The following is a 15185-nucleotide window of genomic DNA, read 5'->3' on the forward strand; positions in this document are numbered from 1 at the left end:
CACTTCAATCTAAGCTATAGCTTTCCATCCTATAGTACTCTTTTCTTAAAAATTAAGGTAATGCGAAATGCCAATTCATTGCTTTGGATAAACCTTCCAGCATGATTTCCCCTCGGATGCTATTTCCTTTCGCATTCACTCTTGGACTCAACACCACAATACCTGCTTTACCGGGAACAACCGCGATGGTATAACCAGACACTCCACTTTTAGCTGGCATCCCTGTTTTAACCATGTGAGTACCTGTTTCATCATATAATCCACAGGTTGCCATGATAGCCAAAGTAATTTTACAGGTTTCGATAGAAAGGATTTGTTCACCCGTGTCCGGATCTTGCCCCTTGTTCGCTAACACAGCAGGTAAGTACATCATCTGATCTAACATGGCTTCATAGGAACATAGCGCAAAATACAAATCGAGGGTTTCATGAACATCAGCTCCAAGATTGTTTCTGCTTTTCAGTAAATAGGCAAGAGCGCGGTTACGATTACCGGTTCGTTTTTCAGAAGCAAAAACCAGAGGATTGATACTGAGACGTTGATTAAATAATTTTTGCACCCAATGTTCTAACCATCTAAACTGCTGCTCACCCACGCCTGGAATACGTGAACATAAGGCAATTGCGCCAGCGTTCAGCATGGGATTTGACGGTTTAGGTCCAAACTGCTCCAGGCGGGTAATGGAAGCAAAATCATCGCCCGAAGGCTCCACCTTAACCCATTCAAACAATTGATCAGCACCAAACTCCTCAAGCAAACCAATCAAAGGGATCATCTTCCCAGTGCTTTGCAAAGTCACTGGATGAAGTGGATTATTACTATAAGCCAAGGTTTTCTCACCCAAAGGTTGCACCGCAATTGCTGTCAATTCCTGATTAACATTCGCCAGTTCAGGGATATAATCCGCGGTTTTGCCTTCTTGATTTAATTCGGCAGCATGCACAAGCTCTTCTAACAATTGGATGGTAAGCAATTTTGATGACATAGTACTATCGGATTAAAAAAGGGGCTATTATGGTAAATTTAGCACATTAAGACAAATATTTTATTTCTAAAGCATATTATTGATATGATAAATGGACCCTGTTGGAAATAAGACCTCTTTGGGAATTTATTATTCTTACATCAATTGGAGGTCATACCCCAGTACTCAATCTGCAATTTTTATATTAGATGATAATCTCTAGACCTGTATCAATTTTGTCCCCGAAAGAATTCAGGAACAAAATAATGAGAACAACTATATTGATATATTATTTTTTATTTACAAGCACATTGGTTTGGTCACTCAACTCAACACCAGACAATGTAAATAATTTAAATATACCAAGTCGATGCAATATGCTTACACTCTTGGGCATGGAATTGACGTGAACATTCTTTTGCAATGGAGTATTTTCCAGATTTTCATCAGTAATCTTAAGACTAGAGTCGGAATCGAAATCAACAGTAAATTGCAAATTGATCATTTGCGCTTCTATATCTTTCATCATTTGGCTAAACCCTTTCGAACAATCGTTATCTAATCCTTTGCAAGCCTCAGTAAAAGATTGGATTGTTTCCAAAGTGCAATTTGCTTTTAGAATAGAGATTAAGTGTTTGAAATCAATGTCAACTTGATGATTTAAACTGACAAATGTCTCCACTTCAAGTTGATTGAGAAACTTATTAAACAATTTACCCTCTTTATCTGTATCGAGGAACTTCTTAATTTCTGTAAGGTATGGAATAAAATCTGAGTTCCATATAGCTAAATCATTGCCTGACTTAGCATAGAGCAAGCTTAGTCCTAAAATATGCCTAGAGAATTTGGCTAAGGTGACTGAGCCGGGCTCTTCATTCTCAAATTTTAAAAAAGATTTTTCAATGAGGCCTAAAAAGAATTCCATTTCAGGCTCATTGTCTACTTTTTTAACAACCAGAAATAGTTTATCTAAAAAAAATCCGCCATCTTTTCTACTTGCTTCCGGAAGTTTTTCAAGTAAGTTGCGCATTACATTTTGATACCACATACCATTTACCTGCAATTAAATTAAACAGATTATACCGAAAGTAAATTAAGTGAATATTAAGTGGACTTTCCTGCGGTTTTAAACTGTGCACCTACAGCGATAGTTTTTTAAGTCCTGCATCAATAATTGAAAGGCCGATTTCCAAATCTTTTACGCCAGTAGAAAGTGGCATGTGGAGGCGAATTATGTTCCCATATGTTCCACAGGTCAAAATGACCAATCCGTGTTCTAAACAAAATTGAGCCAATTGTACTGCGGCTTCTTTATTAGGTTCTTTCGCGCTTTTGTCTTTTACCAATTCGATCGCCTGCATGGCACCCAAACCGCGAACATCACCGACTACCTTGTATTTTTCCTTAAAGCCAGAAAGTCTGGACTGCAGTACCTTTGCAAGATGGGTAACATTTTGCAGCAGGCTTCCTTCTTCAAAAATATGGAACACTTCAAGAGCAGCAGCACAACTAAGGGGATTTCCACCAAAAGTTCCACCCAACCCCCCTTCCATAGCCGCATCCATGATTTCAGCTTTACCTGTTACACCAGCAAGCACTACCCCACCGCCAAGGCCTTTTGCTGATATGGTGAGATCGGGGCTTACTCCTAAGGTATTCATCGCAAACAGATTTCCTGTGCGGCCAAAACCGGATTGGATTTCATCGGCAATAAAAACGATATCGTTTGTCGTACAAAACTCACGAAGTTTTTGCAAAAATAAGGCAGGGGATTGAATAAATCCACCTTCACCCAATACCGGCTCTATAATGACTGCAGCAATGTTTTCAACACCGACACGGAAATTGGCAAGATCGGAAAACTCATTGAAACATTCTTCTACACAATTGGCTCCCTTCCAACGATACTCATAAGGAAAAGGAGCGCGATGGATTTCGGAAGGAAACGGGCCGAATCCCTCCTTATAGGGCTTGTTTTTCGAAGTGAGTGTCATTGCCATGTACGTGCGTCCATGAAAAGCATGATCAAAACAAATCACTGCTTGTTTGCCCGTATAGGCACGAGCAATTTTAATGGCATTTTCAACTGCTTCCGCACCGGAATTCAAAAGAAGCGATTTTTTTTCGAAATGTCCCGGGGTGTGATAATTTAATTTTTCACACACCTTGATATAGGCTTCATAAGGAATGATGTTAAACCCGGTGTGTATGAATTTTTCGGCCTGGAGCTTGATGGCGTTGACCACTGAATCAGGGCAGTGCCCTGTATTGACCACCCCAAACCCTGATGAAAAGTCCAAAAACACGTTTCCATCAACATCCTCCACAAAAGAACCTTTGGCCTGCTTCACAAAGATAGGAGTAGCATGAAATGGCCCTCTTGCAACATGCTGACGTCGCAATTCCATCAACTGTTGCGATTTGGGTCCGGGTATTGACGTTTTGATATGAATTTTTTTCATTAGTTTAGTACCAACCAATTGGTGTTTCATCCAGGTTAATATTCACTTGCTTGACCTCAAGGTAACTCTCAATGCCATACAAACCTAACTCACGACCTGCTCCGCTTTGTTTGTATCCGCCCCAAGGCATTTCATTATAGGTTGGATGGTAATGATTCACCCAAAGAATCCCGGCACGGATTTGAGATGTGACTCGATGGGCCCGAGTAATGCTCTTCGTCCATACAGCCCCGGATAAGCCATAATCAGTATCGTTCGCAATGCGAATGGCTTCTTCTTCTGTATCAAAGGGGATGACCACAAGTACTGGACCAAAAATTTCTTCACGAGCAATGCGCATCGTGGATTTCACTTCATCAAAAATAGTTGGCTCGAAAAAATTTCCCTTTGCAAATTCACTGCCTGTCGGGCGTTTACCGCCGCAAAGTAATTTGGCTCCTTCTTCCATTCCAAGCTTGACATAGCTTTCCACTTTTTCACGATGTGCACTTGAAACCAAAGGCCCCATTTTTACCCCGGCGTCCAAACCATGGCCAAGCTTGATATTTGGAATTTTTTTCAACATTCCCTCTACTATTTTTTTGTGAATAGAGCGCTCCACTAGCAAGCGGGAACCCGCAGAACAGACTTCCCCTTGATTTGCAAAAGCACCAAAAAGGGCGCCGTCGATTGCCATTTCAAGGTCACAGTCTGCAAAGACAATATTTGGATTTTTTCCGCCAAGCTCTAACGAGATTTTTTTTAAATTGCCAGTAGCTGCCTGCATGATTTTTCTGCCTGTTGCCGATCCTCCGGTGAAAGCAACCTTATCCACCATAGCATTATTTGCCAACTCCTCTCCAACTCCTATACCCGGCCCAGTAATGAGGTTAACCACACCCGCTGGAAATCCGCATTGATCAATCAACTTGAATAACTCAAGTGCCGTTATCGGGGTCAATTCTGATGGTTTTAATACCATGGTATTGCCTGCGGCAAGTGCGGGAGCAAGTTTCCAGGCCGCCATAAGCAGTGGAAAATTCCATGGAATGATTTGCCCACACACGCCTATGGGTTCACGTACTACGTAACTAAATGAATTCGCTGGAACCGACATCGTTTCACCATGAATTTTAGTCGCAAGCCCACCGTAAAATTCAAAGCAATTGGCAGCATCAGTGACATCAAACTCCGCTTCGGGTAACGGCTTTCCGCAATTTCGAGTTTCCAGCTCTGCCAACATTTTAGCATTGGCTCGAATCAAATCAGCAAGCTTGAATAACAATTTGCCTCGATCAAGCGCCAGTGATTTTCTCCACTCTCCTTCATCGAAGGCTTTTCTGGCTGCTTTGATAGCAAGTATGGCATCTTCTTTGGCACTTTCTGGCACTCTTGCAATCAATTCCCCGTTAGCCGGATCAAAAATGTCGCGAGTAGTTCCGCTTTTGGCTAAAGTAAATTTTCCATCAATGTACATTTCGTAAATTTCCATTTATTCAGCACCTTTTTTAGGAAGAGGTTAAAAATTTTAGTATGGCATCATTGACTATCGCGGGGTATTCCAAGGGACTGGAATGTCCACCAGGAATTGTAATAAATTGAGCATTAGGGATCCCTTGTGCCAGTTGTTGACTTTCTGCAGGCAAGGTCAGTATATCGTCCTCTGCTGCTATAACTAGTGTGGGTACTTTAATTTCATGTAGCCACCCGCGGGAATCAAATGGTGGTATGGTTCTAAATTGTCGCGCTTGATCTTGTAAGGATTGCGGGTAAGGATTATTTTTCAAATTCTCTTTAAAAGTAGCGATATTTTTAGGCTCAGCCAAATATTCGCTTGAAAAAAACCATGGTATTCCAGCCTCTATTAATAAATCGAATGAAATATTCTCCTTTCGCAAATTCAAAAGGCTTTCCATAGCCTGGTTTGCTCTTGTATTGAATTTTGCAACCGAATTTAAAATAACCAATTTACTGATTTTTTTACCATGCTTTCTGGCAAGCAGTTGAGCAATGGCCCCACCCATTGATTGCCCCAGAATAGAAGGGTTTCTAAAACCTAATTGCTCCAAGAAAGCCATGATGTCATCCGCCTGAGCTTCTAATGTAAAAGAATCTCCATTGTCTCTCGTTTGCCCTATCCCGCGATTGTCAAATATCAATACCTGGAATTCTTCAGCCAACTCATGGAGCATGGCGTTCCAAAAGGTGTGATCACAGCAATAGCCTGCAATTAAAACCAGTGGTTTACCTTGCCCATAGAGCTCATAATAAATATCAACACCCTGAATCTTGAGTGTGGGCATGTCGCAAAAACTCCTTAATTGATTTTTTTGACGAACAAACACAACGCTTCATTCAATGACTTTTCGCCTCAATTATCTATTGTTTCGATGAATTAAGCCATTTGTCAACAAACGTATTTGATAAGTTTCTGCTGTCATAATTGTTAGTTTTTATAAAATCTGACTGCTCAATTATCATCAAAATAATTGATGCAGAAATCAATTCCTCTTAATAATTTCTTAATTAAGGTTTAATATACTCATCGCTTCATCGCCTTCCTATCTATTTTAGATGAAAATAAATGCGTTATGTTAATTTTGAATTATTAAAGAGAATCCCTCAGCATCTTAAAGGGGTTATGGAATACTACCCCGATGTGCTTCTGTTTCAATTGAATCAAATACAGTATACACATTTATGGCATGAGTTATCTTCCGCAAAATACCTGTATACTAACGGATTTGTGATAAAACCTACCCATTGGTTGATGTATGCCTTTCAAACGGTTAAAGGCTGGCTTGGCTTTGATAATCATTGCCAACCAGAGAAAATTTCATACGTTTTAGACAAACTCTCGTATTATGGATACACGAAACAATTTCTTCAGCCTGATTTTTCATCAATAACAAATTTCTCAATCTCTCCAGAAATTTCTGCCCTGGCTGTCAAAAGCAGAGATGATTTAACGACAGCCCAGCTACAAAATAAATTGGTGAATAATTATTTTAAAGTGGAGCCCCATCTTGGGATTGATTATTCCTACCAGAAACTAAACCCCAATCATCGCTTTGGTGAAAGCTGGACGCACGCACACGAGTGGGGACTGATTCCGCAATTAGACCCTCAAGATGACAGCTTGATCGCGGAGGTAATCAGCACCCTGGATAAGAAGGGGATTTCAGCAAAAGATGTGTTCTTTTTGCAACATAGCAAATACGCCAAAGCTGCTGCTCAGTACTATTGTGATAAGGCTAAAAATACAATTGTCCCTTCATTTTTTTTCCGCTTGCTTTGGACCGACCCGCGCCCTCGCTATCTCGCTTTGGCCCTTGCTTACGATCCTGAAATAGCCAAGCGGGATGCCCAGAAATTCATTGAATATCATCTTGCGCAAAAGGAATATGACAGTGCGTTTAATCTATTGGGCATATTGAACGACTCCAATCTGGTTTTAAAATTTTTGTTAGCGATTCCAGAAACAGAACGTCATGCTTTAATTCAAAAAGACACAGCAATCGCCGCCATCATGGCGAAATATTATATCGAAAAAAAACAATATCTCCTGGCAACACAATTTTACACCAATATTGAAGAAATTAGCCCTAATGCAGCATTTGCTATTGAAATTCAAGAGCAAAATTATGAAAAGGCTTATGATATCTTTAAGAAATACAATTCCCCTGACCTATTTTCAATGCCTGAGCGTAAATCGCTTGCCAAGATATTTTATAGTGAAGCTGAAACAGCCTACGTGGCCGGGAAAACATATAGAGGAAATAAAAGTTGGGAAAAAGCAAAACAATATTATCTGCAAAGCCTGGAGCAAAAAAAGGCAGCGCACCACCTGGATCCCACGGACGAATACCTGGAAGATTTATACGCTCACAAACGCTTATATGCCTTGTTATTAATCGACACGGATATCGACCTGAACAAAGCAGAGGACAGTGATATTGCCAGCATCCAAAAAGCAATCACTCTGTTAAGAGAATGCCGCTCAAACAATAAAGAAGAACAAGAACATCATAAGCGCGCCCTGGCAGCCGGGCTTATGCGCCGAGTAGATACTTTGCGTGAAAAAATTGCTTTTAATTATTACTCTTCTGATTTTGAGTCTATCAGAAAACATAAAATCGAACACCAACAAGATATTGCTATTTTAATTAAAACATTGGGGGAGTTAATTGCTCTATTGGAAGGAACTCAAGACAAAGCCTTGCGCTTGCAACTAGGTAAAGCACATTATCTCCTGGCCGATGTTCAATGCTTTTTTGATATCAATGCCCCAGACATTAACCAGCATTATAAAATGGCGATGAAAGCCGTACCAGGAAACCCCTTTTATGTGCTACGCGTAGCAGAGCTATTTGAAGAAGAAAAAAGCAAACTGCAAAAAATCGGCATAACTCAGCTGAAAAATATGGGGTACCAGGTCTTCGATTTTCTTCATTGGTCTGAAGAGCGTTGGTGTAAACGAGACGATATAATTCATAATATCAAAGATATCCACATGCCGCCCTCAGAACCAATTAATAGCTCATCATGGAATTTTACGTTTTAATTAATAGCTATAAAGTATAAAATAAACTCGGTTTGTGGGCTTTCTTTAAAATATACTTTTCCATTACTGCCAATTGAAGGAGGCATTTAGAATAATGGCAACTTATTATGGTCAATGCGCTTGTGGAAAAATTCAATTTATGTGCACAGGTGAGCCTGTCTTTACTCAATATTGTCATTGCAATAAATGTCGAGAAATTGCTTCTTTATCTCGAAAGAAACAGGATAAATCAGGTTACTCGCTCACTGCAGCTTATTTGACCAGAGACTTCAGGATCTTGTCTGAGGAGAATGATTTTGAAGAAATCATTAAAGAAAAGGCAAAGTTATTTCTTTGCTCATATTGTCACAGCCTTGTTTATGGTATTGCACTTGATCCCGCGCAACAGGATAGTATTGGGATTAATGTAAATAACTTTAGCTTTGATACGAGCATCCCAGATTCATTTAAACCAGTAAGGCACATATGGTATGCCAGTCGTATTATGGATTGCGATGATCAACTACCTAAATTTAAAGACGCTCCCAAAGAGCAGTTTGGTTCAGGGGAATTATTTGAATTGCCTAATGCCAACTGATAAGCCGTATTCTATGCTGATGTCATTGAGGATAAAGATCATAAATGGGCAGATTCTCTAGATCATGTCCTGGTCAATCAGGGCCATATGGTTGATTTAGTCAGAGTAAAGCAACCCCCTGAATCTTATCTGGAATACTATTTTTCGCAACTTCAACCTTGGATAGGCTCAAAAGCAGCTGAAGCGGTTTTTGCGGCACAGAGACAATTCTTCCATGCCACTTATGAGGCAGTTGCTGGTTTTAATAGCGAAAACACATAACCTCATCTGGTGGTTGATAGCTTAGGGCGCTATGTGATTGGGCCTGATGATAATCCAATACGAGAAGAACTTGTTGACGAAGACGAGGAAGAGTCTGGTGAATTAAAGTTTTTCTCACAAAAAAAGAAACTCGAGGAAAACCAACGTTACATGCGCGTTGATGAATATTTAAAACTTGATGAGGTACAAAAGCGATTCCCTGGCGCTGGCTAAAGACTCGATGGGGGACTGCCAGGACTGACTGAATATCAATATTTACAGCGCTTGAACTCAATAAACAGAGCGAGGTGTGAAAACGATGTCGACTTTTGTTTGGGACAACTACAAACAGCTCATCATCAAACTAAAATCACTCAATAAAGAGAGCATTTCAATCGAGTTCTGAGAAAGCGCGAAGACAACCCAATATGGATGAAATTGCTGCTGCACGTATTGTTCAGCAAATCATGGCCAATCCTGATTGCATCCATGACGATCATGTCTTCCTTAACGGTCAAAAACTGGAAGAAAAATTCTTTCGTGATTTGTTAGCGAGATGTGACATGGCTATTGTAGGGTCGCTATTAAACGACACAGACATTAGAAATATCGATACGTTAATGCAACATGAGAGAAACACAGAATTTAACTCAACCGATGACAAAGCAAAAGCTGTGAAACTGAGAGAAAAATGGGAAAAAACAATCAGATCAGGTGGGGGTGTTGCCCAGATAAAACATGATTTAATTTTCCTCATGCAAAATGATGCCTGGTACCATACTCGAGTCAATGCGATTGCACAAAACCGAGATATAAATTCAACCTTCAAAGAAGTGTTGATTAACACTTTCAAGGCCATTTGGCTAAAACAAGAAAAACAAGGAACTTTCGTAAGATTGTAATTCTTTATCTTCCACGGTAGTCCATGTAAGGGTAACTCGTGGGATATTTTAGATGATTATGAAAATAAGACTATGATTATCACCTCTTGCCACGTTTAAAATGCAAGCATATATTTAATCGCTGCCATCTAATTTATTTTTGATCGCATTGTCCCATCACAGCATTAGCTCCTAAAAACCGTATTTTTGCCCTATTTTTTATGAGTGAGAGAAATTGAACAAATAGCTCTCTTGTGCTAGGAATATAGATATGGAAAGCGTTACTATTTCTAAGGATGCTTATCTGTGAAGAAAACGGGAAGTGATGTTCTCAAAGAATTTATAACTACCTTTGAAATTAATTATATTTTTGGCAACCCTGGCACTACAGAATTGAAATTTCTGGAAGCCATTGAGCAGTGTGATAATTCTACCTATTTTCTCACACTGCAAGAATCCAGTACCGTAGGTATAGCCGCAGGCTATGCCATAATCACCAGGAAACCAGCTCTTATTAATTTACATAATTATGTTGGATTAGCGAATGCTGTCTGTAATATATACAATGCATTCACTTCAGGAATTCCCCTGCTAATAATTGCTGGCCAACATTCACGTCCTTATTTAATTCATAGCCCAGTCATGTCCGGAGATCTGACCTCTTTAGCTCACACTGCAGTAAAATATGCCTATGAGGTGAATTCAGCCAGCGATCTGGCCGTTGCTTTACAGCGTGGTTATGCTCAGGCAATTTTGCCTGGCCCAGGTCCGGTTTTTCTATCAATCCCTATGGACATTTGGCAAGAAGAAACTCAAGAAACGACGATAAAGAAGACAAGATTTTTACATACTTGCATCAACGCTGAAATAGAGCAAATTTGTGAGGTTTTAACAAATACCCCCAAAGGAAAATTGGCATTTATAGCGGATTATGAGGTAGGTGCATCGAATAGTATTTGCCTTTTACATACCATTGCCGATCGACTAAATGCCGATATTTATGCTGCCCCCTATCATGTGCGTGAAGTAATTAATCCCTTAAGTGTAAATTACAAAGGTAGATTGTCTGATAAATCTGGAGAAGTGCACAACCTGCTGCTGCAATATGAAACTGTGGTACTTTTAGGCGAAAAAGTGAAAGGGTATTTATATACTGGTCAATCTTCTATTCCACAGGGTATACAATTCATACAAATCAGTGCCGCATCGGAGCATCTGGCCTTTGACTATCCTTGCGATCTGGCAATTCTTGGCAATCTTGAAGCGACCTTGACTGCTATTAGCAAGCATTTAAAAATTAATGGGGTAAATGTACCGCTTAAACCAGCCACCAACATTAAAAATTTGGAAAAAAATATAAGCAACATCCTCTGCATTCATTGATTGTTACCCTCCTGAATCAAGTAAATCGCTCTGTTCATTTAATAACAGAAGGATCATCGGAAGATGCTGTTGTGCAGGACATTGCAACAACACTAGGTTTTTTAAATGTGAATTTTTCACCCAGAGGGGGTGGACTTGGCTGGGCTATGCCATTAGCAATAGGTATTTCTCTAGCGACCAGACACCATTCAATTTGTTTTGTAGGTGATGGGGGCAGCATGTATGCGATTCATTCAATATGGTCAGCTGCCAAATATAAGATTCCTGTCATTTTCATTTGTTTTGTTAATCGAGAATACAGAGTATTAAAAACAGATATGTCTCAAAATAGATCTTTCACAGAAGAAGATTTTTTTCGCCTGGATTTGAATCATCCACCAATTGATGTCCAACAAATTGCTTTATCTTTCGGGGCACAGGTGAAGACAATTAAATCAAAAGAAGAAGTAGAGGCTGTTCTCAGGAGTAGCTTTGCATTCCAAGGCCCAACATTTATTACCCTATATCACCAATAAAGCATTTCGAGAGTCAGACATTGACTATTGCATTATCTAAAAATGTAAAGCATAAAATCAGTCTCAGTATTTAAAAATTTGTTATTATACAACTCATAGGAAAATTATTGCCGGGAATTAATTTTTCAGGTTAGTCAGATTGCAATCAGAACACAAGCCTTTGATTTCTACCGTACAATTAATAATTGAAAATTGAATGGAGTTCGCCGCTTCTGTTACCGAAGTAAAATCAACTACACATTCCAATTCTTTGACAAAATCACACTGATTGCATATAAGAAATTGGGCTTGTCCCACATGATGGCCATACAAACAGGCGACATAGGATTTCAGACTGTCAATGCAATGAATAAATCCCTCTTGATGCCAAAATTGAATAGCCCGGTAGACCGTTGGTGGCTTGGGATTGTCTACTTCCATAGATAATCTTTGCAGGATGTCATAAGCACCGAGAGGCTTTCTCTCATCGACTAATATTTTGAGGACACGCTCCCTTGGCTCGGTAAATCGATAGCCATGGTTTACACAATGTTTATAAGCCTTATCCAACAAATTATGTTTCATTAATCTTCTTTCAAGCGAATAGTTAGTGCGCACTATTTTATCATAATCCCTGTTGCAAGGAAAAATGATCAAACAACAGCCAATCATTATTTCATAGAAATCATTTACTGTCTAAAAATTATTTAATTTTTCTTGTTATCTAACAATTAAATGTTACAATATAACATTTTTTGAGAAAGGCAGTATGTGCTTGTAACGCCTGGCTTAGGAAGAAATCTTATTAGGGACAAACAGCTGGAACTATTGTGCAGATCCAGTTTCAAAACAGGCATTTGCAGAAAATGAACCTTTCTCTATAGCAACCGGATAACCCTTTTAATAGAGGAAAGCTATGCTGTATAGTAATTATCGATTCTACCTTGCAAAAGATGCCCAACTGCTCGACCCGGAAGAATCCAGAGAAGCAATTGAGCAGATTTTGGCTAAAACCAAAGAACTGGAGTTAGTACGAGTAGCAGTCGATTTGACTGGTTCCAATAAAAGCATCAGCGTATTGTGCGCATCCAAAGAGAATCACGTCATAAAAGCCAAAGTAACTCAGCTTTTAAAGGAGCAAGGACTTACTGTAACAGACATGATGGAAACGGAAGTACTCCAGGATATTGAGCCAATGGATCATCACCATCCTACTCATAAGTCTAAGAACGCACATCTTCATCCCATTAAAAAGCACCAAAAAAAAGCAAAACATGACCATTCTCATGGGCACCACCATGGACATCATCATGAAAATCATTGGATCAAAGCAGCATTAGGTTTGATTTGGGGAATTGGATTGCTTGTTCTTTCTATTGGGACTTTTAATATTCCCCTGGTTGCTTACTATGTCATTACAGGACTTACCTCTTTGATGACTTTGTATTTGGGCTATAGAGTTTATCAATCAGCCTGGCAAGCATTGAAAGAAAAAAAATGGGACACTACTACCTTATACTCAATTAGCACTCTAACTATTCTTGCTGTTTCTATTGCGAGCGTTTTTGTCCCTGGCCTACCCATGATGTTTGAGGCAGCCCCTCTGGTTTTAGGCTTTTGGCATTTAGGTGAAGGAATTGAACATACTCTGGTCGGTAAAATCAATAAAAAATTGGATGTCCGGGATTGTGTACCACCATTAGTCCTGTTAAAAGGCAATCCGGATAAAGAGATTTCAGTCAAGACATTAATTCCTAACGACATGATTATCATTAAAAAAGGACAGGTCATTCCTGTTGATGGTGTCTTAACGCAAAAAGCGCTCCTTTATACCACAAGAATTGATGGCTCGCCCAAACTCAAAGAATTTCACCCTGGCGATGTTGTAAAAGCTGGCATGCAATTGGCAGATCATATTCCTTCCCTGGAAATGCAGGTTACCAAAACTTATCAAAATTCTTATTTGTCATTGATTGCCGAAAACATTAATAAAGCGAATGATGAGAAAGCGCCTATTGAAATGTTCGCAGACAAGGTATTGAAATATTTTATTCCTGGTTTGATTGCAGTAGCGCTCCTATCGGGGATTGTGATCGGTTCGTTGTTTAACCCGGCTCTGGCGATTCAATGCGTCGTGTCTGTTCTGGTAAGCGCCTGCCCGTGCGCTTTGAGTTTAATTACCCCAATGGCAGTTAAAATCGGTATGAAAAAAGCCTCTGAAAACGGCATCCACTTTAACAACGGTAAAGCCTTGCAAGCAGCAGCCGACATCGATACCGTTGTTTTTGATTTAAATGGCACTCTGACTCAGGGCAAAATGGTGGTCAAATCATTACATATTACCGATAAAAAGTATTTGCGCCCTATTGCATTACTGGAAAGCCAGTCGGATCATCCAGTAGCAAAAATTATTAAATCTTATATAGAACAGCAAGACGCAGCTTCAACCGAACCATTAGAAATAACATCAATTGATAAGAGTCATCATTCCGGCATGAAAGGTATTATTAATGGCGAGGCCTTTATGATAGGGAATAAAGACATGCTTGCAGCCAATGGAATTACCTCCTTCGACAAACCCTATGATAACCCTGAAAACGGTTCTGTTTATATTGTACGTGGAACAATGGTGATAGGACAGATTGCCTTAACTGACCCATTGCGCGAGGATGCCATTGCCACAGTGAAGCAATTAAAACGTCTTGGTAAATCCGTACACATTTGCACAGGAGCAGATCAGGCTACCGCAGAAAAATATGCGGCACTATTAGGCATTCCCAAGGATAATACCTGTGCGAACACCGTAGGGGCTGTCACGAAAACAGGTGAAGTATCCAAAACCAGTTATATTCAACAATTAAAGCAAAAAGGCTTTAAAGTAGCTATGGTTGGTGATGCCGCTAATGACGCTACCGCAATTGCCTATTCCGATATAGGCATTGCCGTTAAATCAAGTATCGGCGATTCCATAACCGAACAACATGCCGGCATAGTCGTACAACAAGGGTTATTATTCCCTATTGCGACCGCATTTGATGTTGCCAAAAAAACCAAACAAAATATTTTCCAAAACCTGTTCGTGAGCCTAAGCTATAACTCAACAATTACTCTGGTAGCAGCTGGGTTGTTTGTGGCATTAGGTTTTGCGCTCAATCCTGTGCTGGGTGTTGCATTGATGGTGCTTGAATCCACTATCGTTTTAACGAATTTATATCTTTTCAAGCAACAAGACATTGTGTCCTCAACATCATCCAATTTCAATAATACTGTAGAGGTCGAGCCAGCTGCCAATACAACCTCAAAGGTCTTGCATGCTTTAGGGCATCACTCCCAGCCTCAAGAAAATTTAGCAATTGTGACAAAGCCTAAACCAGTCAATCCGAAAGTAATCAATTTGTTTGCGCCTAAAGAACATTCTTCTTATAGGTCTGATGTCACTCAGCAAAAATTGGGATGTGGAATCTGTTGATCAAGCGGTACTGAAATTGCCTTGATTTTCTACTTCAAAGCAGTTGTTACTCCTTTTGCCTCATAAATAACTGTTTTTTGGACTATACTTTTATCAAGACCATACAAAGCATCAAGCCATAAAATTAGGCTGATTCAATGCCATGAATAACACTTGGCATCAAACCGCCACT

General features: G+C 39.7%; 11 protein-coding genes and 1 pseudogene. 6 read left to right on the forward strand and 6 right to left on the reverse strand.

Annotated features, from left to right (window positions below):
• Positions 1-52: 52 nt before the first annotated feature.
• The 5 genes from glsA to OQI99_RS10675 form a co-directional block, all read right to left on the reverse strand.
• Positions 53-985, reverse strand: a complete 933-nt coding sequence (glsA, locus tag OQI99_RS10655) for a glutaminase A (RefSeq protein ID WP_061514212.1) — start codon at positions 983-985, stop codon at positions 53-55.
• Positions 986-1253: 268 nt separating this feature from the next.
• Positions 1254-2012: a DNA repair protein gene (locus OQI99_RS10660; protein WP_265731898.1), complete on the reverse strand. Its 759-nt coding sequence runs from the start codon at positions 2010-2012 to the stop codon at positions 1254-1256.
• A 91-nt stretch (positions 2013-2103) separates the two neighbouring features.
• Positions 2104-3426 (reverse strand): 4-aminobutyrate--2-oxoglutarate transaminase, encoded by a 1323-nt coding sequence (gabT, locus tag OQI99_RS10665; RefSeq protein ID WP_265731899.1) that lies wholly within the window; start codon positions 3424-3426, stop codon positions 2104-2106.
• Between the two features lie 4 nt (positions 3427-3430).
• The gene (locus OQI99_RS10670) at positions 3431-4897 is read right to left on the reverse strand and encodes an aldehyde dehydrogenase family protein (RefSeq protein WP_265731900.1); all 1467 of its coding nucleotides are present in this window, start codon (positions 4895-4897) and stop codon (positions 3431-3433) included.
• A 16-nt stretch (positions 4898-4913) separates the two neighbouring features.
• Positions 4914-5708 carry an alpha/beta fold hydrolase gene (locus OQI99_RS10675; protein ID WP_265731901.1) on the reverse strand — a complete coding sequence of 265 codons (795 nt, stop codon included), beginning with the start codon at positions 5706-5708 and terminating at the stop codon, positions 4914-4916.
• A gap of 281 nt (positions 5709-5989) precedes the next feature.
• On the opposite strand from OQI99_RS10675, the gene OQI99_RS10680 reads away from it, so the two are divergent.
• The 5 genes and pseudogenes from OQI99_RS10680 (at position 5990) to OQI99_RS10700 (ending at position 11565) form a co-directional block, all read left to right on the forward strand.
• The gene (locus OQI99_RS10680; RefSeq protein ID WP_265731902.1) at positions 5990-7969 is read left to right on the forward strand and encodes a hypothetical protein; all 1980 of its coding nucleotides are present in this window, start codon (positions 5990-5992) and stop codon (positions 7967-7969) included.
• A 94-nt stretch (positions 7970-8063) separates the two neighbouring features.
• The gene (locus OQI99_RS10685; RefSeq protein ID WP_265731903.1) at positions 8064-8546 is read left to right on the forward strand and encodes a GFA family protein; all 483 of its coding nucleotides are present in this window, start codon (positions 8064-8066) and stop codon (positions 8544-8546) included.
• Positions 8547-8555: 9 nt separating this feature from the next.
• Positions 8556-9628, forward strand: a pseudogene (locus tag OQI99_RS10690) (SidE phosphodiesterase domain-containing protein); the annotation flags it as partial.
• A gap of 345 nt (positions 9629-9973) precedes the next feature.
• Positions 9974-11050, forward strand: coding sequence for a thiamine pyrophosphate-binding protein (locus OQI99_RS10695; protein WP_265731904.1), 1077 nt, complete (start codon positions 9974-9976; stop codon positions 11048-11050).
• Complete coding sequence (locus OQI99_RS10700; protein ID WP_265731905.1) at positions 11047-11565, forward strand: thiamine pyrophosphate-dependent enzyme; 519 nt, start codon at positions 11047-11049, stop codon at positions 11563-11565. The genes OQI99_RS10695 and OQI99_RS10700 overlap by 4 nt, the downstream gene beginning before the upstream one ends.
• A gap of 117 nt (positions 11566-11682) precedes the next feature.
• Here the strand turns inward: OQI99_RS10700 and OQI99_RS10705 are convergent, their stop codons facing one another.
• Positions 11683-12129: a Fur family transcriptional regulator gene (locus OQI99_RS10705; RefSeq protein WP_265731906.1), complete on the reverse strand. Its 447-nt coding sequence runs from the start codon at positions 12127-12129 to the stop codon at positions 11683-11685.
• Positions 12130-12460: 331 nt separating this feature from the next.
• On the opposite strand from OQI99_RS10705, the gene OQI99_RS10710 reads away from it, so the two are divergent.
• The gene (locus OQI99_RS10710; protein WP_265731907.1) at positions 12461-15013 is read left to right on the forward strand and encodes a heavy metal translocating P-type ATPase; all 2553 of its coding nucleotides are present in this window, start codon (positions 12461-12463) and stop codon (positions 15011-15013) included.
• Positions 15014-15185: the final 172 nt, after the last annotated feature.

This window comes from Legionella sp. PATHC039 (assembly GCF_026191275.1).
Classification (GTDB): Bacteria; Pseudomonadota; Gammaproteobacteria; order Legionellales; family Legionellaceae; genus Legionella; species Legionella pneumophila.

Excerpts from the sequence above, each read along its gene's own strand:
- glsA (WP_061514212.1), bottom strand. The coding sequence starts at position 985 with ATGTCATCAAAATTGCTTACCATCCAATTGTTAGAAGAGCTTGTGCAT.
- OQI99_RS10660 (WP_265731898.1), bottom strand. The coding sequence starts at position 2,012 with ATGTGGTATCAAAATGTAATGCGCAACTTACTTGAAAAACTTCCGGAA.
- gabT (WP_265731899.1), bottom strand. The coding sequence starts at position 3,426 with ATGAAAAAAATTCATATCAAAACGTCAATACCCGGACCCAAATCGCAA.
- OQI99_RS10670 (WP_265731900.1), bottom strand. The coding sequence starts at position 4,897 with ATGGAAATTTACGAAATGTACATTGATGGAAAATTTACTTTAGCCAAA.
- OQI99_RS10675 (WP_265731901.1), bottom strand. The coding sequence starts at position 5,708 with ATGCCCACACTCAAGATTCAGGGTGTTGATATTTATTATGAGCTCTAT.
- OQI99_RS10680 (WP_265731902.1), top strand. The coding sequence starts at position 5,990 with ATGCGTTATGTTAATTTTGAATTATTAAAGAGAATCCCTCAGCATCTT.
- OQI99_RS10685 (WP_265731903.1), top strand. The coding sequence starts at position 8,064 with ATGGCAACTTATTATGGTCAATGCGCTTGTGGAAAAATTCAATTTATG.
- OQI99_RS10705 (WP_265731906.1), bottom strand. The coding sequence starts at position 12,129 with ATGAAACATAATTTGTTGGATAAGGCTTATAAACATTGTGTAAACCAT.
- OQI99_RS10710 (WP_265731907.1), top strand. The coding sequence starts at position 12,461 with ATGCTGTATAGTAATTATCGATTCTACCTTGCAAAAGATGCCCAACTG.